We start from the raw sequence: 23,617 nt of genomic DNA on the forward strand, positions 1-23,617 counted from the left end.
AAATTGGGTAAAAAAAATACCAAAAAAAAAAATTTTATAACAATAAGAATTGTTGATACTAAAGAAATTAAACAACTAAACTTTATGTATCGAAATAAAAAAAAACCAACAAATATACTTTCATTTCCTTATAATATACATTTAAATTCTAATAACATCCTTTTAGGAGACTTAGTAATCTGTAGTAAAATTATAAAAGAAGAAGCTAAAAAACAAAAAAAAACTATAAAAGAACATTGGGCACACATATTTATACATGGAGTATTACATTTATTAGGATTTGATCATATTAACAAAAAAGAAGCAAAAAAAATGGAATCATTAGAATGCGAAATACTTAATAAATTAGGATTTAAAAATCCATATATAAGTAATATAATTTAAATCAAAAATTTTTTATATATAAAAGTAAGAGATATGATAAAATTTTATGAACGATTTCTTATTAAAAAATGTTAATAACGATAATAAAAAAGGTTTTTTTTCAATTTTATTGCATCAACTATTTAGTGACGAGCCAAAAAATAGAGAAGAATTATTAAGATTAATACAAGAATCAAAAGAAAAAGAATTAATTGATCAAGATACCAAAAATATGTTAGAAGGCGTAATGCTTATAGCAAAAAGAACCGTTAAAGAAATCATGATTCCTAGAACGCAAATGATTACTTTAAATTTAAATTATAAATTAAATAAATGCTTAGATATCGTTGTTAAGTCCGCTCACTCTAGATTTCCTGTTATGAGTAAAGATAAAAATTATGTTGAAGGTTTTTTAATTGCTAAAGATTTATTATCTTTCGTATATAAAGAAAAAAGTTCATTTTTTATAAAAAAGTTTCTTAGACCAGCTATTGTTGTGCCTGAGAGCAAGCATCTTGATAAAATGTTAAAAGAATTTAGATCGAAAAGAAATCATATGGCTATAGTTATAGATGAATTTGGCATTGTTTCTGGTCTAATTACCATTGAGGATATACTAGAAATTATTGTTGGAGAAATTGAAGACGAATTTGATAACATTAAAAATTTTAATATTAGGCAAATAAATCAATATACATTTTCGATTAAAGCATTAACTCAAATTAAAGAATTTAATGAAAAATTTAATACAAACTTTTTTGACAAAGAAGTAGATACTATCGGTGGATTAGTAATGAAAAAAATTGGATATTTACCAAAAATAAATAAAAAAATTTGTATAAATAATTATCAATTTAAAATATCTACAATAGATAATAGAAAAATTTTAACAATGCATGTAAAAATTCCTAAAAATTTACTTTTACCTTCAATAAAAAAATAAAAATTTATGTATTTAAAAACAAAAAATAGAGATAGATATATATCTTTATATTTTTTTTTTAAAAAGAATATTAAAAAAATTTTTAGATAATATACCCATTAAAACTTACAAAAAAAAGACATTAAAATAAATGAAAAAAACATATGAAGCTAAAGAAATAGAGGAATATGTACAAAAATATTGGGAAAAAAATAAAACTTTTAAAGTTTATGAAAATTATAACAAAAAGAAATATTATTGTTTAGTAATGTTACCATATCCATCTGGAAATCTACATATGGGACATATTAGAAATTATACTATTGGAGATGTTATATCAAGATATCAAAGAATGTTAGGGAAAAATGTACTACAACCTATAGGATGGGATGCATTTGGCCTACCAGCTGAAATTGCGGCTATACAAAATAATACTGATCCTATGGATTGGACTTATAGCAATATCAAATTCATGAAAAAACAATTAAAAAAAATGGGGTTTAGCTATGACTGGGATAGAGAATTAACTACTTGCGAGCCTAGTTATTATAAATGGGAACAATGGTTTTTTACGAAATTATATAAAAAAAAAATAGCCTATAAAAAAACTGAATATGTTAATTGGTGTCCGACTGATAAAACAGTTCTTGCAAATGAACAAGTGATAGATGGATTATGTTGGAGATGTCAGACAATAGTAATTCAAAAAAAAATTCCGCAATGGTTTATTAAAATCACTCAATATGCCAATGAATTGATTAAAGGGCTAGAAAATTTAGAATTTTGGCCAGAAAAAGTTAAAAAGATGCAAAAAAATTGGATTGGAAAAGTTTCAAAGATAGAAATTAAATTAAAAGTTAAAAATTTAAATGCTACTTTTACTGCACATATTGAAAAATTAGAATATATTATGGCAGCAACTTTTGTTGTTATGCCTATAACACATGAACTAATTGAATCTTTATCTAAAGAAGATAAATCAGTAAAAATTTTTATTGATACAGCTAAAAAATTTGATGATAAAAAATTTTTTTATTTTATGATAGGAAAAAAAACTAACTTATTTGTTATTCATCCTATAAATAAAAAAAAATTACCAATATGGATAAGTAATTACAAAAAAAAAGAAAATGATAAAAATTTTTTTTCTATTGGAACACCAGCTCATAATGAAAAAGATTGGACATTTTCAAAATTTAATCAAATTAAAATTAAGTTTGTACTATTAAAATCAAATGGAATACAACCGGATATCAATAAAATATCAATACTAAAAAAAGGATATTTATTTAATTCAGAACAATTTACTGGATTAAATATAAAAAAATCGTTTTATTTTATAAAAAAAATATTAAAAAAAGAAAAAATTTATCAGAAAAAAATATCTTATAAATTAAAAGATTGGGGTGTTTCAAGACAACGATATTGGGGAACTCCAATACCCATTGTTACAAAAAAAAATGGAGAAAATATTGGAATACCAAAAAAATTACTTCCCCTTCTACTGCCAAAAAAAAATAAATTATCAAAAAGATGTATAATAATTAATAATCAAAAAAATATCTGTGAAAAAGACACTTTTGATACATTCATCGAATCTTCTTGGTACTATGCAAGATACACTTCACCTAAATTTGAAGAAGGAATGATTGATTTTAATGCTGCAAAATATTGGTTGCCAGTAGATCAATATATTGGTGGAATTGAACATGCTACAATGCATCTATTGTATTTTCGATTTTATCATAAATTGTTAAGAGACTTTGGAATAATTCCTTATGATGAACCAGTTAAACGTTTATTATGTCAAGGAATGGTTCTATCTGATGCTTTTTATTATTTTAATGAAAAAAAAGAAAAAATCTGGGTTTCTCCTGAACAACTTAACATTACAAAAGATAAAAAAGGAAGAATTATTGACGTATATACAAAAAATAATAAAAAAGCATTCCATGCTGGAATGATTAAAATGTCTAAATCTAAAAATAATGGCATAAATCCAGAATTAATAATTAGAAAATATGGAGTTGATACATTAAGACTATTTATTATGTTTTCCGCCCCACCTGAAATTTCAATTGAATGGAATCAATCATCTATAAAAGGAATGAATCGATTTATTCATAAATTATGGAATTTTTGTTTAGAACATATTAAAAATAAAAAGATATTAAAAAAAATAGAAACAAAAAAATTAGATTTAAGTCAAAAATTACTGTATATATCTTTAAATCAGACTATTAAAATAGTTACTGAAAATATAGAAAAAAGACAAACTTTTAACACAGCTATTGCAGAAATTATTAAATTTATAAATAAATTAATTAAATTTCCTATTAATAATTCACAAGATAAAGCATTAGTTAGAATTTTTTTAATTGATAGCATAAAAATGCTATACCCTTTTATTCCTCATGTTAGTTTTGTTATACTTAAAAAAATAGTTTCTAAAAAAAATATAGATTTTATTTGTTGGCCTAAATTTGATAAAAATTTTTTAGACAACCCAACTTGTTCTATTATTATACAAATAAATGGTAAAAAAAGAAAAATTATAGAATGTATAAAAAATGAATCCAAAAAAAATATTATTTCTAAAATTTTAAATGAAAACATTATCAAAAATTTTTTAAAAGAAAAAAAAATAAAAAAAATATTTTTTGTTCCAAATAAAATCATTAATTTAATAATATAAAAATACATTTGTAATTAATAAAATTATAATAAAACATTAACTACTAATTGTTTCATTTTTATTAAAAAAAATTTTTTTGTAAAAAATGAACAATATTTTTTATATTTTTATAAAAAAAATAATTTATTACTATATAAACACTTATGTTTTCTATAAAAAAAGTTTACTTAAACCAAATTAATTCTATTAATAAAGAAAATTTTTTTCATTATTACTTCTTAATAGGAAACGAATTGAGTTTACTACAAGAAGCTAAAGAAAAAATATTTGAAATATCTAAAAAAAGAAATTTTTTTGAAAAAAAAACTTTTTTTGTTTCATCAAATTTTAATTGGGATGAAATATTTCTTTTATTAAAAAATGAAAATGTCTTTAATATAAAAACTATTATTTTGATAATCATAAAAAATGAAAAAAAAATGTTTACATTAGAAAAAAATATTAAAAAAATGTTTGATTTATTAACTAAAAAAAATATTCTTATTATTCAATGTAAAAATTTTCCTATTAATAAAATTAATGAAATTTTAAAAAATAAAAAAAAATTAATTGGAATTTTAATATTCTGTTATTTTTTAAATGAATTAAATAAAAAATTATGGATTAAAGAAAAATTAAAAAATATTGATTTAAAATTTTCTAAAAATATAAACAAAAATTATCAAGATAACTTGCATTTATCAAAAAAAAAAATGGAAATCCTAAATTTTTTTAACTTAAAAAATAAGAAAATTTCACTTGAAAATATTGATAATTTACTAATTAATCAAAAAGAAATAAATCCTATACTTTGGAGTGATGCTATTCTTAATGGGGATCAAAAAAAATCTATAAAAATAATAAATATATTTTTATTCAAAGAATACAATCCCATCCCATTAATAAGATCTTTTCAAAAAGATTTACTAATTTTAATTAAATATTTTTTTCAAAATAAAAAACTTACTTTTTTTTTAAAAGAAGAAAAAATAAATAATAATCGTTTTATATATTTTTCTAATTTTTTAAAAAGAAATAATATTAAAAAATTATATTTTTCGATAAAATTACTTACAGAAATAGAAATAACTATTAAAAGCAATCAAAAATTTTTTTTTGTATGGAGTAAATTACAATATTTATCGATTTATTTATCTTAATTTTTTTTTTTAAAATTTATCTTTCATTAAAAATTAATCATTTTATTAATGAAAACATACTTTAAAAAAAAGTACGTTTTCATTAAATGATTTTTTTTAATTATTAAAAATTAATCTTTTTAACATTAAATTAATATTTTTTTAATTTTTTAATTACAATTAAATTAAGGATATTTATGAACATAACTAAAAAAAAACTAGATCTAAGAAATTTACGATGTCCAGAAACTGTTATGCTATTAAGAAAAAAAGCTAGAAATATGAATTTTGGAGAATATTTATTAGTAATTTCTAATGATTTTTCTTCTAAAAGAGACATTCCAAAATTTTGTCAATTTATGAAATATAAATTAATAAAAATAGAACATAAAAATTGTGTAGATTATCATCTTTTAAAAAAATAAAAAGTTGTAGATTATAAATTTACTTAATTAAAAAACTTAACATTCTTCTTATAGGTTCCGCTGCACCCCACAAAAGCTGATCTCCTACTGTAAAAGCTGATAAATATTTAGAACCGATTATTGATTTGCGTAATCTTCCTATTGGAATATTTAATGTGCCTGTAACAGCAATTGGATTCAAATACGACAACGTATCTTTTATAGTATTAGGTATAACTTTAACCCAAGGATTATGAGATGATAAAATGTTTTCTACTTCAGGAATTGAAATATCTTTTTTTAATTTAATTAAAAAAGATTGACTATGACAACGTAAAGAACTTACGCGAACACAAGTTGCATCTAAACGTATAGGATTGTTACACCTATATAAAATTTTATTAGTTTCAGCTTGAACTTTCCATTCTTCTTTACTTTGTCCATTTTTCATTTTTTTATCTATCCAAGGGATTAAACTGTATGCTAATGGAGCTTTAAAATTTTCAATAGGAAAATCATTGGACTGAATAATTGCATTAACTTTTTTTTCTATTTCTAAAACATGTGAATTCATAATTAAATTAGAAATTTTATTAAAAACTATTCCTGTTTGTTGCAACAGTTCTAACATACTTTTTGCTCCACTTCCAGAAGCAGCTTGATATGTATGAATTGATATCCATTCAATTAAATCTTTTACAAATAACCCACCTAATGCTAATAACATTAAACTAACTGTACAGTTGGAACCTACAAATGTTTTAAATCCTTTTTTTATAGATTTTTCTATAAGAGAATTATTTACTGGGTCTAGTATGATAATACTATCTTTATTCATTCTAAGACTAGATGCTGCATCAATCCAATATCCTTTCCAATTTTGTTTTCTTAATTCAAAATAAACTTTTTCAGTATATTCTGTTCCTTGACAAGTAATTATAATATCCATTTTTTTTAAATCAAAAATGTTGTAAGCATCTTTGATATAATCAGGATATATATCTTGGATTAATGAATTTTTTCTCCCAATCAGAGAGGTAGAAAAAAAAACAGGATTAATATTTTTAAAATCTTTTTCTTCTAACATTCTTTTTATTAATACAGTTCCTACTGTTCCTCTCCAACCAACGAATCCAACAGATTTTTTCATAATTTTATTTTCAGTAATTTTACTTTTCTAAAAAATATAAAAATATTTTTACTTTTTTTTTAAAATAAAATTTTTCCGAACTCCTAATAAAAGAAATTAAAAATTTTTTTATATTATATAAAATATAAAAATGTAAAAATATTTAATGGTTTAATTATACAAAATTTTTTAATAATTTTTTTTTATTAAAAATCTTAATCAAATATTTTTTTTAAAAAAAATTATCAAAAATTAATTTTTTTGATAGTTTATATTTTAATTTTTTATTAATTTATTAACGTCAATTAATAAAAATTAAGCTCTATTATAGTATCATGTATAAATAATAATATTAAAAATTATTACTAATAATTAATTATTAGTAGCAGATTACATTTTATTTAATTTTCAAAAAAGTTACAATAAACAATATACTATTCTAAATAAACTAAATTAAAAACAGGAAATAAATATGAAAGAAATTTTTTCGACTATAATATTACTAATTTTAATTATGGATCCTTTAGGAAACCTTCCTATTTTTATGTCCGTACTAAAAGATTTAGATCCTAATAGACGTCGAATCGTTTTATTAAGAGAGATGATAATTGCTTTATTAGTTATGTTATTATTTTTATTTTTAGGAGAAAAAATTCTTACTTTTCTTAATTTAAGAACAGAAGTTGTTTCAATATCAGGAGGAATTATTTTATTTTTAATAGCAATAAAAATGATTTTTCCAGAACAGCAAAATATAACGAATGCTAAACCCATTACTCAAGAAGAACCATTTATAGTTCCTTTAGCTATCCCTTTAGTTGCAGGACCATCTTTACTAGCGACTCTTATGTTAATGTCTCATCAATACCCTGAAAAAATTTTTTTATTAACAACATCTTTACTTTTTTCTTGGTGTTTTACCTTAATAATTTTATTACTTTCAGGATTTTTTTTACGAATATTAGGTTTAAAAGGGGTAAACGCTTTAGAACGCCTAATGGGTTTAATTTTAATTATGTTATCTGCTCAAATGTTTCTTGATGGAATAAGTATTTGGTTTAAAATATAAAATATTTTTTAAAAAAATTACTAAAAAAATAATGTTTAATTATAAAATTAGTGATTTTTTTATTTTTTTAAAAAAATTTGTCTTTTTTATGAAAAAATTAATTTTTTTAAAAAATTTATTTAACCAATAACTTTTTTAATTATTTTTATAATCTTAAGGAAATATTTAGATGCAAATTGTTAAAATGAATGAATTAAATTTATATAATAAAAAAGTATTGATTAGATTAGATTTAAACGTACCTATTAACGAATATGGAGAAATTACTTCGTATGCTAGAATTATTGCAGCCATCCCAACAATAGAATTAGCCATTAAAAAAGAAGCGAAAGTAATTATTTTTTCTCACTTAGGAAGACCCATAGAAGGTGTTTATAATAAAAAATTTTCTTTATTTCCAATATTTCAATATTTAAAAAAATATTTTAATACGGTAAATGTTACTTTTAGTAAAACTCTTATATTTGAAAAAATAAAAAAAAGAGAAATTGTAATATTAGAAAATACTCGATTCAATATAGGAGAAAAAAAAAACGATCCTAATTTAGCAAAAAAATATGCTTCTTTATGCGATATATTTGTTATGGATGCTTTTGGAACAGCACATAGATCTGAAGCTTCAACATGTGGCGTAGGATATTTTTCTAAAATAGCTTGTGCAGGACCATTATTTTTATCTGAACTTGAATCACTCAAAAAAGCATTAAAAAATCCTGCTCAACCTGTAGTTTCTATTATAGGTGGTTCTAAAGTATCCACTAAATTTAGAATTTTAAAATCTTTAGGAAAAATATCAAACACTGTAATTGTAGGTGGAGGAATTGCTAACACATTCATAGCAATTGATAATGAAGTCGGAAAATCTCTTTTTGAACGCGAATATTTGATGCATGCTAAAGAACTAAAAGAAAAGTACAATATACTTATTCCAAAAGACTCAAGAGTCGGAAAAGAATTTTCTAAACATACTGATGCTATTGTAAAAAAAACTTCTGATATTCAAGAAAATGAAGAAATTATGGATCTTGGAGATGAAACATTATCAAAAGTTTTAAAAATAATTCGATTAGCGAAAACAATTATTTGGAATGGCCCTGTAGGTGTATATGAATTTAAAAATTTTCAAAAAGGAACAAAATTAATAGCTCGTGAAATTGCAAAAAGTAATGCATTTTCTCTTGCAGGTGGTGGAGATACTTTGGCAGTTATAGATATGTTCAAAATAAGAGAAAAAATTTCTTATATATCAACTGGAGGAGGTTCATTTTTATCATTTATAGAAGGTGACAAACTTCCAACTATTAAAATGTTGGAAGAAACTTTTCTAACGAATAAATAAAAAATAAGATTTTTAATCATATTAGTAGAAAATTTTATTTTTTTATAAATAGAGAATTTTAAATGAAAAAAAAATTAAATTTTAAAAAAATTGGTGTTTTATCTGGAAAAGAAGCAAAAGATTTATTTTTTTTTGCTAAAAATAATAATTTTGCAATTCCAGCAATTAACTGTATAGGAATAGATTCTATAAATACTGTTTTAAACACAGCAGAAAAAATAAATTCTCCAGTTATTATACAACTTTCACATGGAGGATCTGAATTTATTGCAGATATTCAATCAAAAAAAATTAATAATGAAGCTAACAGAGCTGTTTTAGGTTCTATTTCTGCTGCAAAACATGTACATTTGATAGCTCCTTACTATAACATTCCTATTATTTTACATACTGATCATTGTCATAAATCATGGTTATATTGGATTGATCAATTATTAGATGAAGGAAAAAATTTTTTTAAAAAAAACAGTCGTCCGTTATTTACATCTCATATGATTGACTTATCTAAAGAAAGAATTGAAGAAAATATAAGAATTTGTTCTAAATATTTAAAATATATACATGATTTAAACATGTTATTAGAAATAGAATTAGGTTGTACTGGAGGAGAAGAAGATGGAGTAGACAATTCTTCTATAAATAAAGAATTACTTTATACACAACCTAATGATGTTTTATATGCTTATGAAAAATTATCAACTATTAGCCCGAATTTTACAATTGCTGCATCCTTTGGAAACGTTCATGGTGTTTATAAACCAGGAAATGTTTCCTTGAAACCAAAAATTCTTAAAAAATCTCAAGAGAAAATTAAAGAAAAATATAGTCTATCTGGAAATCCATTAAATTTTGTATTTCATGGAGGGTCTGGGTCTTCTGAAAAAGAAATAAAACAAGCTATTAAATATGGAGTTGTAAAAATTAATATAGATACAGATATTCAATGGGCAAATTGGAATGGTATTTTAAATTTTTATAAAAAAAATAAAAAATATTTACAATCTCAATTAGGTAACCCAAAGGGAAAAGACATTCCTAATAAAAAATACTATGATCCTCGTATCTGGCTTAATTTTGGGAAATGTTCAATGCAAAAATATTTAGAAGAAATTTTTAAAAAATTAAATGCATATAATGTATTATAACTTTTTTTAAATATTTTACTTATTTTTTATCGAAAAAACATTCAAGATACACGAAGAATAAACATTAATTTATTCTTCGTGATAAATATATCGGATTACTTACAATTTTATTTATAAATTGTTTATAAAATATAATTAAATATTTAAAAACTATTTTATTAGATAACAAGTAAAATATTTAACTTATTTAAACCTCTCTATATGGAAATAAAAATGGAAGAATTAAATGTCGTAAATGATATTAATCATGCAGGAAATTGGCTAATACGAAATCAAGAACTTCTATTCGATTATATAATAAATCTAATGTTATCCATTACAGTTTTAGTAATAGGTTTATTTGTAGGTAGAATTATTTCCAATGGAGTAAATAAAATTTTAATCAACAGACATATTGATGCTACTATAGCTGGATTTTTATCTACTTTAGTAAGATATGTCATCATTACCTTTACAATAATAGCTGCTTTAGGATGCATTGGAGTTCAAACAACTTCAGTAATTGCTATATTAGGAGCTGCTGGGATGGCCATAGGGCTAGCTCTTCAAGGATCTTTATCCAATTTTGCTGCTGGAGTATTGTTAGTAACTTTAAGACCACTTAGAACTAGTGAATACGTAGATTTAGGAAACGTTGCAGGAACTGTATTAAACGTTCATATATTTTATACTACATTAAGAACATTAGATGGAAAAATAGTAGTGGTTCCAAATGGAAAAATTATTGCTGGAAATATTATTAATTATTCTAGAGAACCTGCTCGAAGAAATGAATTTATTATTAGTGTTGCCTATGATTCTGATATTGATAAAGTTATAAAAATTTTAAGAGGAGTTGCAAAAAATGAAAAAAGGGTTCTGCAAGAAAGAGGAATCATTGTAGGTTTAAGTGAGCTAGCTCCTTCTTCTTTAAATTTTATTGTTAGATGTTGGAGTAAAATTGATGATTTAAACTTAGTTTATTGGGATTTAATGGCTAAATTTAAAAAAGCTTTAGATGCTAATAAAATTAATATTCCTTATCCAAAAATAGACATACATATCTGTAAAAAAAAATAAATAAAAAAAGGTTAATATGATTTATTTATATACATCTAATAATCTAACTTCAATTATTGAAACGTGTTTAAAATTAATTAAAAAAAACCCTTTAAAAAATCCATTTGAGAAAGAATATTTTTTAATAGAAAATAAAAATATGGAACAATGGATAAATATTTTTATTGCCGAAAAAGAAAAAATTAGTGCGAATATTAAATTTGAAACTATATATAACTTTATATGGAAAACATTCGAAAAAAACTTAAATATTAGAATAAAAAAAAATGAGTTTGAAAAAGACTCCTTAACTTGGAAAATAATGAATATTATATCAAAAAAAAATATTTATTCTGGTATAAATAAAACTGACACCGAAACAAAAAAAATTTATTTTTGTACTTTCATGGCTAATTTATTTATAAATTATTCATTACACAGATGTGAAATAATTAATAGTTGGGAAAGAGATATAAATTTTTATAAAAATGATTCTTCTGAAAAATGGCAAAAAAATTTATGGAAAATATTAACTAAAAAAGAAAAAAACTGGAACTTTTCTAAATTATTAAATATTTACGTTAAGAAAATAAAATTTGAAAAATCTAATTATATCTTTTTTACTAAAAGAATTTTTGTGATAGGAATACATCATTTATGCAGTAGTTACTTAAATTTTTTTAATCAAATTAGTCCTTTTTTAGATATTTATATTTTTATAATTTCTCCTTACCAAACAAAAAAATTACATTTTTTAAAAAAAAATAAATCTTTCGATTTAAATATAAAAAATAAAATTGAAAAAAATATTTTATTGAATCCTTTATTTCAATTTTTTAAATATGCATATGAACGTTTTTTTTTGTTAAAAAATATAAAAATAAAAAAACATTTATTTATATATAAAAAAGTAAACAATCCTAAAAAAAAATTATTACCCTACTTACAAAATAAATTATTTTTTTTTAATAAAAAGAAAATATTTGATCAAAAATTAAAAAAAAAAATATTACAAACAGATTTTTCTTTATCCATCCATTGTTGTCATAATATTAGAAGAGAAATAGAAATTTTACATGATAACTTATTAAGAATTTTAAACGAAAACAAAAAAATTTTTCCGAAAGATATTTTAATTCTTTGTTCTAATACAGAAGACTACTCAACAACAATAAAATCTGTTTTTAACAGAGAAGAAAAAGAAAAATTTATTCCTTTTACCATTTTAAATGAAATATCTAAGAAAAATAAAATTATTATCTACCTGCTAGAAAAATTACTTAAATTTCATTATTGTAAATTTTACAATACAGATATAATCGAATTGTTACAATATGAATTAATATCAAGAAAATTTAATTTTTCAAAAAAAGAAGTAGAAATCTTAAAAATTTGGATAAAAAATTCTAATATTAGATGGGGACTAGATAATCTACATATCAAAAAATTAAACTTACCTCCAACTAATAAAAATACTTGGGAATTTGGAATTAAAAGATTTCTGCTGGGATACGCAATGAACAATAGTGAAAAATCATGGATGAATACCATTTCTTTCTCTATAACAGAAGAAAATGAAATAAATATTCTAGAAAAATTAATTCAATTTATAACTATTTTAAAAAAATGGAGGAAGATAATTTCAAAATCAAAACTATTTAATGATTGGATACCCATTTTTAAAAAAATGATATTTTATTTTTTTTTAGAAAAAGACTTTTTTTTAAAAAAAAAATATGATTTATATAAAAAAATATGGAAAAAAACTATTTTTTTTTCTATTAAAGAAAATTATCAAGAAAAAATATCTATTGATATTTTTAGTAAAAAATTTTTAATTAATATAAAAAAATTTTTTAGAAAAAAAAATTTTTCAAAAAATAAAGTAAACTTCTCAAACTTATATAATTTTAGTATTATTCCATTTAAAGTAATATACTTAATTGGTTTTAATGAAGATATTTATCCCCGTGTTGAAAATATTAAATACTTTGATTTAATTAAAAAAAACAAAAATATTGGAGATCCTGATTTAAAAGAAAAAGATTATTATACTTTTTTAGAAATTTTGATATCCGCTAAAGATTATTTAATCTTAAGCTATATTAATTATAGATTAGAAAACGATCTGAAAGTTAATCCTTCTATTTTAATAAATAAATTATTAAATTATATTAAAACAAGTTATTTTATTAATGATGAACAATCAGAAAAAGAAATATTACAACATATTCATTTATTTCATTCAGAAAATTCATTTGATGCTATAAATTTTAATAATGTTTATAATTACCAAAGCTTCGATGATAATTGGTTTAATATATTATTAAATAATAACAATAATAATCGTGAATTTAAATTTTTTAAAAAAATAGATTTCTATTTTGAAAAAGAGATTAAATTAAAAAAATTTATTTTATTTTGGAAAAATCCTATCCGATTTTTTTTAAAAAAAAGAATTGGAATAACATTTCCAGAAAAAAACGAAAATCTTATAAAAATGGAACCTTTTTCATTAAACTCATTAGAAAATTATAAACTTAATGAAAAAATATTAAATGAAATGATTAATAAAAAAAATGAAAGAAAAATTTTAAAAAAACTTGAATCTTCTGGAGAACTTCCTTACAATTTTAACTATTTTTATATAAATAAAAATACTTATAAAGAATTATTATGCTTAACAAAAAAAATTTTAATTAATAAAACAACCCTTAAAACTAAAGAAATATATATTCGCTTATCTAAAAATATAATATATGGAAAACTAGAAAATATTCAAAAAACAGGTATTTTAAAGTGGAAACCTACTTTGTTAAACTATAATGATATGATTTCTCTATGGTTAGAACACCTTATTTATTGTATTTCCGAAAAAAAAGGGAATTCTGTAATATACGGATTAAAAAATAAAAAATATTTTTTTTCACCTATAAAAAAAAAAGAAGCTTTATTTTATTTAGAAAATTATATTAAAGGATATTTAGAAGGATTAAATCATCCTTTGTTATTAATAAAATCTAGTTTTTCTTGGATAGAAAAAATATATGATAAAATTAAAAAAGATATAATTTCTGAAAAAAAAATTGCAATAAAAGCTAGAAAAAGTTTTCTAGATACTTGGAATGGAAATACAATTATTCCAGGAGAAAAAGAAGACTTATACATTAAAAAAATTATACCTGAAATAACAGAAGAATTGCTTGAGGAAATATATAAAACATGTAAAAAATGGATTATTCCTATTTTAAATCACATTAATGATTAATTTTTTTATAAAAAATATGAAAAAAAATGTAAAAAAAATAAAAGAAATATTTAATTTTTTGTTAGAAGGAAAACATGTAATCGAAGCATCAGCTGGAACAGGGAAAACTTTTTTTATAGTTTTAACTTATATAAGATTAATATTAGGTATTAATATAAAAAAAGAAAAAAATCCTTTATCAGTTAAAAAAATTCTTGTTCTAACTTTTAATAAGTCAGCAAAAGAAGAAATCTTTAAACGAATAAAAAAAACTATTCAAGAATTAAAACTCGCTATTTTAAAAAAGAAAATTAATAATAATAATATAATTGTTTTTATAAATAAAATTAAAAATTTTGAATTAGCAAAAGCCCTGCTTTTAAAAGCAGAGTTTGATTTAGATCAAGCTAAAATTTTTACTATAGATAGTTTTTTTTTTAAAACATTAAACTATTATACTTTTCATTTAAGTTCACAAAATAATATTAAAAATGAAAGAAATATGTACTTAGAAACTACTATAGATTTTTGGAGGAAACAATGTTTTTTGCTTCCAAAAAATTTACTAAACATTATTTATAAAAAATGGAAAAATCCTTTAAATTTATTTAAAGAAATCGAACCTTGGATAAATTATCAGAAAAACAATCCTTATTTAAAAATAAAAAAAAAATATTGTGTAATTAATTTGCATAAAAAAAATATTAAAAAAATTAATTTCTTTAAAAAATCTTGGTTAGGAGTTAGTAAAAAAATATTTAATTCGATAGATGAATTCATTATAAATAAAAGAATTTTTAATAAAAGAAACAAAAAAAGATGGATAAATATAATAAATAAATGGGCAATAGAAAAAACAGTTGATTATTTTATTCCAAAAGAGTTATCTTACTTTAAAAAAAAAATAAATAAAACAAAAAATAAAAAAAATAAAACACTATATAATTTTTTTATTTTTACAGAGTTTTTCTTAAAAGAAAATTTTTCAATAAAAAAAGAGTTTATTCTTTTATCTATTAAAAATGTTATACATTATACCAACTTAAGAAAAAAAAATATTGGGTATTTAGAATATTCTGATGTTTCAAACTTACTGTTTAAGGAATTAAAAAAGAAAAAAAATAATTTTTTAAGAAAAATAAGTAAAGATTTTAGTGCTGTACTAATAGATGAATTTCAGGATATTAATTTTCAACAACATAAAATTATAAAAAAAATATTTTATGAAAGAAAAAATATATTTTTATTGTTAATCGGAGATCCAAAACAATCTATTTATAATTTTAGGGGGGCTAACATATTTTCTTACTTTCAATCAAAATCCGAAATTAAATCACATTTTTTTCTTGAAAAAAATTGGAGATCCACACCCAGCATAATAAATAACATAAATTTATTGTTTTCTAGAATTAAAAATCCATTTTTAAATTCCAAAATAAAATTTATTCCTTCTACTTTCTTTAAAAAAAACAAATACAATTATTTTAAAATTAATAATATTATTCAACCTTCTTTCTCTATATTTATTAACTCAAATGAAATTATTTCTAAAAGAAATTACGAAGAATGGATTTCTAAAGAATGTGCAAAAAGTATTTCTTATTGGTTAGAAAGAGGAAGGTCTGGAAATGCTACTATTTCTATTAAAAATAAAATTAAGTCTATTTCAGAAAAAGATATTGTTGTAATAGTTAAAAATAAAATAGAAGCTATTTGTATACAGGATGCTTTAAAAAAAAATAATGTTCCATCTATTTATTTATCGAACAAAAAAAACATATTTGATACTTTAGAAGCAAAGGAATTATTTTGGATACTTACCGCCATTTTAGACTCAAAAAATGAAAAGAAACTTAAAAGAGCACTATGCACAAATTTACTGGAAAATGATTCTAATCAAATAAATAAAATATTTTTAAATTTAGAATACTGGTCTTCTACGATAAATAAATTTTATCATTTTTATAAAATTTGGGAAAAATTAGGAATTTTCTCCCTAATAAAACACTTGATAAAAATTAAGAAAAAAAAAATTAACTTAAATGAAAAAAAAGAAAATATATTTAACGTAAACAATTTTTTACATTTAGGAAAAATAATAGATGAAAAATATTTTTTATTAAATGAAAAAAAAATATTAGTTTATTGGTTAGAAGGAAAAATTAATAATATAGATTATTTACCAAAAAATAATTTCGTCCAGAATCCAGATTCTAATAATTCCGTAAAAATTATTTCTATACATAAATCGAAAGGATTAGAATTTCCACTAGTTTGGATTCCTTTTATTATGAATTATAAAAAAAGAAAAATAGGATTATACCCTAATAAAAAAAATCAATTTAGAATAAATTTAGAGGAAAATTCAAAAAAATCTAAATTAGTAGATAAAGAAAGACTTTCAGAAGATATGCGATTATTATATGTTGCTTTAACAAGAACCATTATACATTGCAGCTTAGGAATAGCCAGAGTTCAAACTATACGAAAAAAAAAATACAATATTTTTTCTAACGTACATCATAGTGCTTTTGGATATCTTCTTCAACGTGGAAAAAAATGCAATCTTTCTATTTTTAAAAAAAATTTAAAAGAAATACAAAAATATGAAGATATTAAATTTTTTTCAAATTTCAAAGAAAAAATTTTTCAAAAAAAAATTAATGTCAATATTCCAATAAATGTTAAAAAATTTAATAGAAAGATTCTGAATTATTGGGATATAACAAGTTTTTCTAAATTACAAAAGGAAAATTTAGTTTTAACTAATAAAAAAAAGAAAAATTCAAATGCAAAAATTATTAATGTTTCCAACGATACTTTAAGTCCTTACTATTTTCCAAGAGGAGTTGAATTTGGTTCCTTGCTTCATAATATATTAAAAAAATGTAAATTTAATGATAAAATTAACGATTACCATATTCTAAAAGAAATTAGCAAAGTAAAACTAAATAAAGAATGGATACCTATAATAAAAAATTGGATGTATCAAATTTTTCAAAAAAAAATTAATAATTATGGTCTAAAATTATCAAATTTAAAAGAAAATGAATATCTAAAAGAATTAAAATTCTTTTATCCTATTAAAAAAATAATAAATGATTATAAATTTAATAAAATAATTAAATTATTTAGGTTAAAAAATCAAGAAATTCCTTTATTTAACTTTGAGAAAAAAAAAGGAATGTTAACAGGATTTATTGATCTTATTTTTTTTTCAAATAAAAAATACTATATTTTAGAATATAAATCTAATTGGCTCGGTTACGATAATAGTTTTTATTCAAAAAAAAACATAAAATCGGAAATAATTAAACATAGATATGATATACAATCTTTACTGTATATAATCGCTCTTAATAGATATCTAAAAAACAAAATTAAAAAATATAATTTTAATCAAAATTTTGGAGGTTTTTATTTTTTATTTATTAGAGGAATGTATTTAGAAAAAAACAAAACTAATGAAAATAATGGAATTTATCATTTTCTCCCTAAAGAAAATTGTATAAATAAACTAGATAATTTTTTTAAAGGAAAATAATTTCTTAATTCTATATTTTATAAATAAAAATAATTTTAAAAATTAAATCTAATATTTAATTTTTTTAATTTAAAGATCAAAAAAATAATATTTAATTTTTTTTAAAATCTTTAAATTGATATGATTTATATTGCAAAAATCAAAAATTAATATACCAATTTGTCAGAATAGTAAATTAAAATGAAAAAATTATTACAAGAAGCAGTAAAAAAAAAATTAATTCGATCTATAGATTTCGAATTTTCTAATTTTATTTCTAGAAAAAATGAACCTGCTATTATGTTAGCAGTAGCTTGCATAAGCAATTTTTATGGAAAAGGAAATATTTGCTTACCTATTGCGTTTTTATTAAAAAAATATTTCAATAATCCTCAAAAAAAAATTGTAAAAAAAATGTGGAAAGTTATTAAAAAAATAAATTCTCTTCAAGATTGGATTCAAGTTTTCAAAAAAAGTGAAGTTATTGGATCAGAAAATAGTAAAAAACCAATAATTTTTTCAAAAAATAATTTATATCTTTATCAAGCGTGGTTTACAGAAAAAAAAATTTTTAATTTTATTAAGAAAGAAAATAACTTTATAGAAATAAATAAATCAATTTTTGAAAGATTAAATAAAAAAATTAAATTTAATAAAGAAGACTCTTTCCAAAAAATAGCAATTCTTATGTCAATATTTAATAAAATTACCTTTATTATTGGAGGCCCGGGAACAGGAAAAACTACTCTAATATCCAAATTAATTATTTCAATTATTCGATTTTCATACTCTACTCCCATCATTAAATTAACTGCAACGACTGGAAAAGCTGCTGCTAATTTACTGTTTTCTATTAAAAAAATTATTCCTACATTAAATTTAACAAAGTTAGAAAAACAATATTTTCCAAAATATTCTTCTACTTTGCATCATTTATTAAAAATAAAACCAAGTATCAATCATTCATTCAACGAAAAAAAAAATAATATTAATGCTGATATATTAATCATAGACGAATCTTCAATGATTGATTTTTTTATGATGTATAAATTAATAAATTCTTTATCCTCTCATACAAGATTAATATTTATAGGAGATTATAATCAGTTATCTCCTATTGGAAAAGGTTATTTATTAAAAGAAATTTCTTTTTTTTATGAATATGGATATACAAAAAGGTTTACAAAATTATTAAAAAAAATAAATTTTTTAGATGTTAACTCTAATTCAAAAACATCAAACTTAATTATTAATAATAATATTTGTATGTTAAAAAAAAATTATAGATTTTTACCGACATCAGGAATTCAACAATTCTCTTCAATGTTAAAACTAGGAAAAACAAAAATAATTAAAAAAATTATTAATAATAGTTTTACAGATATTAAATACATCCCTGTAACTAATAATAAAGAATATAAAAAAATGATACTTTTAGTTGTTTTAGAATATAAAGAATATTTTGAAAGTATTAAAAAACAACACTCTCCTAATAAAATTATTACTTTATTTAATAAATATCGCTTAATTTGTGCATTAAAAGAAGGATTGTTTGGAACAAAACGTGTTGGTAACAATATAGAAGAAAAAATGAAAGATCTTGGTTATATTCAACCGAAGATGATTAAAAAAGAAATTTGGTATGTAGGAAAACCTATATTAATAAAAAAAAACAATAAAAATTTAAAAATTTTTAATGGAGATATTGGAATAACTTTTCTAAATTCAAAGAAAAATTTTCTAGTATTTTTTTTATCATTAGACAACTCAATTAAAACTATTCCAATTAATTTATTACCTGAATATGAAACAGCATGGACAATCACGGTTCATAAATCACAGGGTTCAGAATTTTCTCATACAGGATTATTATTACCTTTAATCGATGTGAAAACTTTAAGTAAAGAATTACTATATACAGCTATTACAAGATCAAAAAAAAAATTAACTTTATATGCTAATAAAAAAATTCTTTATTTAACAGCAAATAAGAAAATTGTTAACTATAGCGGGATTAAAGAAAAATTAAAAAATTATCTAGAGAACTAATAAATCTATTAATTAAATAAAACTACAATTTTTCATTAAAGAATACTTAATTCTAATACTTTAGAACCTCTTTGATAGTTATACATTCTTTTTTTACTTTCAGGTAAAGAATTTATATCTGTTAACAAAAATCCTTTTTCTTGAAACCAATGAATACTATATGTAGTCAATACAAATATTTTTTTTAAATTTAATTTTTTTGCTTCTTTTTGTATTATTCGTAATAACATCTCCCCTCTAGAAGAATTTCTATAATTTGGATGAACTACTACGCAGGCCATTTCTCCTATTTTTTCATTTTTAAAAGGATATAAAGCAGCACATGCAATTGTTAAATTATCTCTAACAATAATAATAAATTTATCAATTTCGACTTCTAACTGTTCTCTTGATCTACGAACTAATATTTTTTTTTCTTCTAATGGTCTAATTAATTCTAATATACCTCCTATATCATTAATTGTTGCTTTTCTAATTTTTTCCGAAGATTCCATAACTATTTGTGTTCCAATTCCGTCCCTCGAAAATAGTTCTTGCAATAAAGCGCCATTCTTTTTATAACTAATTAAATGGCATCTTCGAACTCCTCCAGAACAAGCTTTGATGGAAGATTTTAAAAATCTAATCATGGAAGTTGAAAAAAAATACTTTTTTTTCATTAAAATCATTTCTTTTACTTTACTGGGAAATAATTCAGAAAAAAACTTTCCAGCTTTATTAATAACTCCTTGAGAATCAAAAAATCCTATTATTTTTTCAGCTTTTAATTTTATTGAAACTTCAGCCGCTATTTCTTCAGAAATTAAATTAAAACTTTCCCCTGTAATAGAAACTGATATAGGGCCTATTAAAACAATAGATCTATTTTTAAGTTGTTTTTTAATAAATTCTTGATCTATTTTTCTAATTCTACCGCTATGACAGTAATCAACTCCATTATCAACACCTAACGGTTGAGAAATAATAAAATTTCCACTAACAACATTAATGTTAGCTCCTTGAGAAGGAGTATTAGTTAAACTCATTGAAAGTAATGCTGTTATGTCTAATTGTAGTTTTCCGATTTCTTCTTTAACTAACTCTAATATTTCTGTATTTGTTACTAATACTTCTTTATGATAATAAAAATTTATTTTTTTGTTAATTAAACGTTTTTTAATTTGAGGACTTGCATCATAAATTACAACTAAATGAATTCCTAAACTATGCAGCAATCCTATATCATTTATTATATGAATAAAATTTTTATGTTTAATTGTTTCTCCAGATAATATAATTATAAATATTTTTCCTCTATGAGCATTAATATACGGAACACTATGTCTAAACTCTTCCACTAAGTTAGTAATAGGATTTTTATACATAATTAAATCTCTTAATATATTTATATTTTGAATATTAATAAATTGAATAAAATGAATTTATTAAGAATATTTTTTTAATTTTAGTTTAAATTAATAACATTAACCTTGCGATTAATTATGTTAAAACTAATTATTGTAAAAGAGGAGTTTAAAATATTTAAAAAAGAAGAAAAAACATTAATAATATTTTATTTATTTTGGTTGCGGGAGTTGGATTTGAACCAACGACCTTCGGGTTATGAGCCCGACGAGCTACCAAACTGCTCCATCCCGCGATATATTTATATATTACATTAAAAAAATTAAAAAAACAATATATTTGATCTAAAAAAATTAATAAATAAAATATTTTTAGTAAAAAAATTTAAAAAAAATTTTAAATATATATAAAAAATTACACAGATACTTAGTAATTTTTTTAAATTTAAATTTTTTTAAAAAAAATAGAAAAAAATGATCATTTTTAATATAATAATTATTATTAACAAATTTTAAAATCATTAAGATTATTATTTTTTTAAAAAAGATTATATATATTAATATTATCTTTTTTTAGATAAAAAATTAAAAAATTAATTATTTTCTTTTAAAATTAATAATGTAAAAAATTTAACATTTTTATATTATAAAAAAAATTTTTATAAATTAAACAACATTTTTTAATAAAAAAAGGTTTTTAAATGAACATTTTCAAGTCGAATATCATTTCTAATGATGCATCAATTGCTATAATTATATCTAGATTCAATGATTTTATTAATAATCATTTATTAAATGGAGCTATTGATACATTAATTAGAATCGGACAAGTAAAAAAAGAAAAAATTTTTACATTTTATGTTCCTGGAACTTACGAGATACCAATTATTACAAAAATTTTATGTAAAAAAAAAAAATACGATTCTATTATCGCATTAGGAACAATTATTAAAGGAAATACTCCTCACTATAAATCTATAGCAAGTCCTATTTTTTCAAATTTATCCAATCTTAGTATTGAACATGAAATCCCAATTTTAATAGGAATATTAATAACAAAGACTATTGAACAAGCTATTGAACGAGCTGGAACTAAATTAGGAAACAAAGGCTCTGAAGCAGCTATTTCTGCTTTGGAAATGATAAATCTTATAAAAAAAATAAAATAATATTTTTTAAAACAAAAAATTTTACTTAAAAATTTAAAATTTTTTAAACAACTAGAAATTTAAAAAAATGCCTATCGACGAATTTAAAATTATAAACAAATATTTTAATTGTTTTAAAAAAAAAGATAAATATTTAATTAAAGGAATAGGAGATGATTGTGCAATAGTAAAAATACCAAAAAATCAAACTTTATCTATTAGTACTGATACTTTAGTAGAAGGTATACATTTTTTAAAAACAATAAGCCCTATTGATTTAAGCTATAAAGCACTTGCTGTAAATCTTAGTGATTTAGCAGCTGTTGGGGCAGAACCAAAATGGTTAACATTATCTATAACAATGCCTAGCATAAACTTAAAATGGATAAAATTTTTTAGTAAAAATTTAATTAAATTAATTTATAAAAATAAAATGAAATTAATCGGAGGAGATACAACTAAAGGACCATTAAGTATCACAATTAGTGCTTATGGTTTAATTCCAAAGGGAAAAGCACTATTTAGAAAAGGAGCTAAAATTGGAGACTTAATCTATGTAACAGGAACTTTAGGGGATAGTGCAGCTGGATTTGATTTGTTAACAAATAAAATTACAATAAAAAATAATAAAGTTTATAATACTCTTGTACAAAAACATCTAAGACCTATCGCAAGAATTTTACAAGGAAAAATTTTAAGAAATATTGCTACTTCAGCAATTGACATTTCAGATGGATTAATTATGGACTTAAAACATATTTTAGATTCTAGTCGATGTGGAGCTGAATTACACTTAGAAAATTTTCCTATATCAAAAAAAATAAAAAATAACTTTAATAAAAAAAAATGGTTGAAATGGGTTTTATACTCAGGAGAAGACTATGAATTATGTTTTACTATACCAGAAAAGAAAAAGATATGTTTAGATAATTTAATGAAATTTTGTAATGTACGTTATACACATATTGGAAATATTACTCACTTAAAAGAAGGTTATAAATTATTAGAATTTCAAAAATCTATAAAATTTAATCAAACAGGTTTTAATCATTTTTAAAAAAAAATATTTGTTATATAAAATAGAG

General features: G+C 20.8%; 16 protein-coding genes and 1 tRNA gene. 14 read left to right on the top strand and 3 right to left on the bottom strand.

All coding sequences use genetic code 11. From position 1 onward, the window contains the following. Positions 1 to 3 precede the first annotated feature (3 nt). From ybeY to tusA, 5 genes are all read left to right on the top strand, one after another. Entirely contained in the window at positions 4 to 384 is a 381-nt protein-coding gene (gene ybeY, locus RJT65_RS01830) for an rRNA maturation RNase YbeY (protein WP_343152530.1), read from the top strand. Between the two features lie 46 nt (positions 385 to 430). Next, a complete protein-coding gene (gene corC, locus RJT65_RS01835) occupies positions 431 to 1,306 on the top strand; it encodes a CNNM family magnesium/cobalt transport protein CorC (protein WP_343152531.1) in 876 nt (291 codons plus the stop codon). A 130-nt stretch (positions 1,307 to 1,436) separates the two neighbouring features. Further along, complete coding sequence (gene leuS / locus RJT65_RS01840) at positions 1,437 to 3,980, top strand: leucine--tRNA ligase (protein ID WP_343152532.1); 2,544 nt, start codon at positions 1,437 to 1,439, stop codon at positions 3,978 to 3,980. Between the two features lie 143 nt (positions 3,981 to 4,123). Then, positions 4,124 to 5,119, top strand: coding sequence for a hypothetical protein (locus tag RJT65_RS01845; protein ID WP_343152533.1), 996 nt, complete (start codon positions 4,124 to 4,126; stop codon positions 5,117 to 5,119). Positions 5,120 to 5,295: 176 nt separating this feature from the next. Beyond that, positions 5,296 to 5,523 carry a sulfurtransferase TusA gene (tusA, locus tag RJT65_RS01850; protein ID WP_343152535.1) on the top strand — a complete coding sequence of 76 codons (228 nt, stop codon included), beginning with the start codon at positions 5,296 to 5,298 and terminating at the stop codon, positions 5,521 to 5,523. A 19-nt stretch (positions 5,524 to 5,542) separates the two neighbouring features. Here the strand turns inward: tusA and asd are convergent, their stop codons facing one another. Beyond that, positions 5,543 to 6,652: an aspartate-semialdehyde dehydrogenase gene (asd, locus tag RJT65_RS01855; RefSeq protein ID WP_343152536.1), complete on the bottom strand. Its 1,110-nt coding sequence runs from the start codon at positions 6,650 to 6,652 to the stop codon at positions 5,543 to 5,545. 451 nt (positions 6,653 to 7,103) lie between these two features. Between asd and RJT65_RS01860 the strand changes: the two genes are divergently transcribed. The 7 genes from RJT65_RS01860 (at position 7,104) to recD (ending at position 20,041) form a co-directional block, all read left to right on the top strand. Beyond that, positions 7,104 to 7,700, top strand: coding sequence for a YhgN family NAAT transporter (locus tag RJT65_RS01860; protein WP_343152537.1), 597 nt, complete (start codon positions 7,104 to 7,106; stop codon positions 7,698 to 7,700). Between the two features lie 169 nt (positions 7,701 to 7,869). Next, positions 7,870 to 9,039, top strand: coding sequence for a phosphoglycerate kinase (locus RJT65_RS01865; RefSeq protein WP_343152539.1), 1,170 nt, complete (start codon positions 7,870 to 7,872; stop codon positions 9,037 to 9,039). 62 nt (positions 9,040 to 9,101) lie between these two features. Then, entirely contained in the window at positions 9,102 to 10,184 is a 1,083-nt protein-coding gene (fbaA, locus tag RJT65_RS01870) for a class II fructose-bisphosphate aldolase (protein WP_343152540.1), read from the top strand. 213 nt (positions 10,185 to 10,397) lie between these two features. Further along, positions 10,398 to 11,243, top strand: coding sequence for a small-conductance mechanosensitive channel MscS (mscS, locus tag RJT65_RS01875; RefSeq protein ID WP_343152541.1), 846 nt, complete (start codon positions 10,398 to 10,400; stop codon positions 11,241 to 11,243). 16 nt (positions 11,244 to 11,259) lie between these two features. Continuing rightward, complete coding sequence (recC, locus tag RJT65_RS01880) at positions 11,260 to 14,490, top strand: exodeoxyribonuclease V subunit gamma (RefSeq protein ID WP_343152543.1); 3,231 nt, start codon at positions 11,260 to 11,262, stop codon at positions 14,488 to 14,490. 16 nt (positions 14,491 to 14,506) lie between these two features. Further along, positions 14,507 to 18,013: an exodeoxyribonuclease V subunit beta gene (gene recB, locus RJT65_RS01885; RefSeq protein ID WP_343152545.1), complete on the top strand. Its 3,507-nt coding sequence runs from the start codon at positions 14,507 to 14,509 to the stop codon at positions 18,011 to 18,013. A 180-nt stretch (positions 18,014 to 18,193) separates the two neighbouring features. Next, positions 18,194 to 20,041, top strand: coding sequence for an exodeoxyribonuclease V subunit alpha (gene recD, locus RJT65_RS01890; protein WP_343152546.1), 1,848 nt, complete (start codon positions 18,194 to 18,196; stop codon positions 20,039 to 20,041). Between the two features lie 35 nt (positions 20,042 to 20,076). Here the strand turns inward: recD and argA are convergent, their stop codons facing one another. Both argA and RJT65_RS01900 read right to left on the bottom strand, forming a co-directional pair. After that, on the bottom strand, positions 20,077 to 21,405 hold the full coding sequence (argA, locus tag RJT65_RS01895; RefSeq protein WP_343152547.1) for an amino-acid N-acetyltransferase: 1,329 nt from the start codon (positions 21,403 to 21,405) through the stop codon (positions 20,077 to 20,079). Between the two features lie 198 nt (positions 21,406 to 21,603). Then, positions 21,604 to 21,680, bottom strand: a tRNA-Met gene (locus RJT65_RS01900). Positions 21,681 to 22,085: 405 nt separating this feature from the next. On the opposite strand from RJT65_RS01900, the gene ribH reads away from it, so the two are divergent. Continuing rightward, on the top strand, positions 22,086 to 22,553 hold the full coding sequence (gene ribH, locus RJT65_RS01905; RefSeq protein WP_343152548.1) for a 6,7-dimethyl-8-ribityllumazine synthase: 468 nt from the start codon (positions 22,086 to 22,088) through the stop codon (positions 22,551 to 22,553). A gap of 67 nt (positions 22,554 to 22,620) precedes the next feature. Beyond that, positions 22,621 to 23,589 (top strand): thiamine-phosphate kinase, encoded by a 969-nt coding sequence (thiL, locus tag RJT65_RS01910; RefSeq protein ID WP_343152550.1) that lies wholly within the window; start codon positions 22,621 to 22,623, stop codon positions 23,587 to 23,589. Positions 23,590 to 23,617: the final 28 nt, after the last annotated feature.

The organism is Buchnera aphidicola (Mindarus japonicus), from assembly GCF_039393905.1.
GTDB classification, from domain to species: domain Bacteria; phylum Pseudomonadota; class Gammaproteobacteria; order Enterobacterales; family Enterobacteriaceae; genus Buchnera_A; species Buchnera_A aphidicola_B.

Coding starts and splice junctions, on each gene's coding strand:
- RJT65_RS01845 (WP_343152533.1), top strand. CDS start 4,124: ATGTTTTCTATAAAAAAAGTTTACTTAAACCAAATTAATTCTATTAAT.
- asd (WP_343152536.1), bottom strand. CDS start 6,652: ATGAAAAAATCTGTTGGATTCGTTGGTTGGAGAGGAACAGTAGGAACT.
- corC (WP_343152531.1), top strand. CDS start 431: ATGAACGATTTCTTATTAAAAAATGTTAATAACGATAATAAAAAAGGT.
- mscS (WP_343152541.1), top strand. CDS start 10,398: ATGGAAGAATTAAATGTCGTAAATGATATTAATCATGCAGGAAATTGG.
- leuS (WP_343152532.1), top strand. CDS start 1,437: ATGAAAAAAACATATGAAGCTAAAGAAATAGAGGAATATGTACAAAAA.
- RJT65_RS01865 (WP_343152539.1), top strand. CDS start 7,870: ATGCAAATTGTTAAAATGAATGAATTAAATTTATATAATAAAAAAGTA.
- recC (WP_343152543.1), top strand. CDS start 11,260: ATGATTTATTTATATACATCTAATAATCTAACTTCAATTATTGAAACG.
- argA (WP_343152547.1), bottom strand. CDS start 21,405: ATGTATAAAAATCCTATTACTAACTTAGTGGAAGAGTTTAGACATAGT.
- RJT65_RS01860 (WP_343152537.1), top strand. CDS start 7,104: ATGAAAGAAATTTTTTCGACTATAATATTACTAATTTTAATTATGGAT.
- fbaA (WP_343152540.1), top strand. CDS start 9,102: ATGAAAAAAAAATTAAATTTTAAAAAAATTGGTGTTTTATCTGGAAAA.
- tusA (WP_343152535.1), top strand. CDS start 5,296: ATGAACATAACTAAAAAAAAACTAGATCTAAGAAATTTACGATGTCCA.
- recD (WP_343152546.1), top strand. CDS start 18,194: ATGAAAAAATTATTACAAGAAGCAGTAAAAAAAAAATTAATTCGATCT.
- thiL (WP_343152550.1), top strand. CDS start 22,621: ATGCCTATCGACGAATTTAAAATTATAAACAAATATTTTAATTGTTTT.
- recB (WP_343152545.1), top strand. CDS start 14,507: ATGAAAAAAAATGTAAAAAAAATAAAAGAAATATTTAATTTTTTGTTA.
- ribH (WP_343152548.1), top strand. CDS start 22,086: ATGAACATTTTCAAGTCGAATATCATTTCTAATGATGCATCAATTGCT.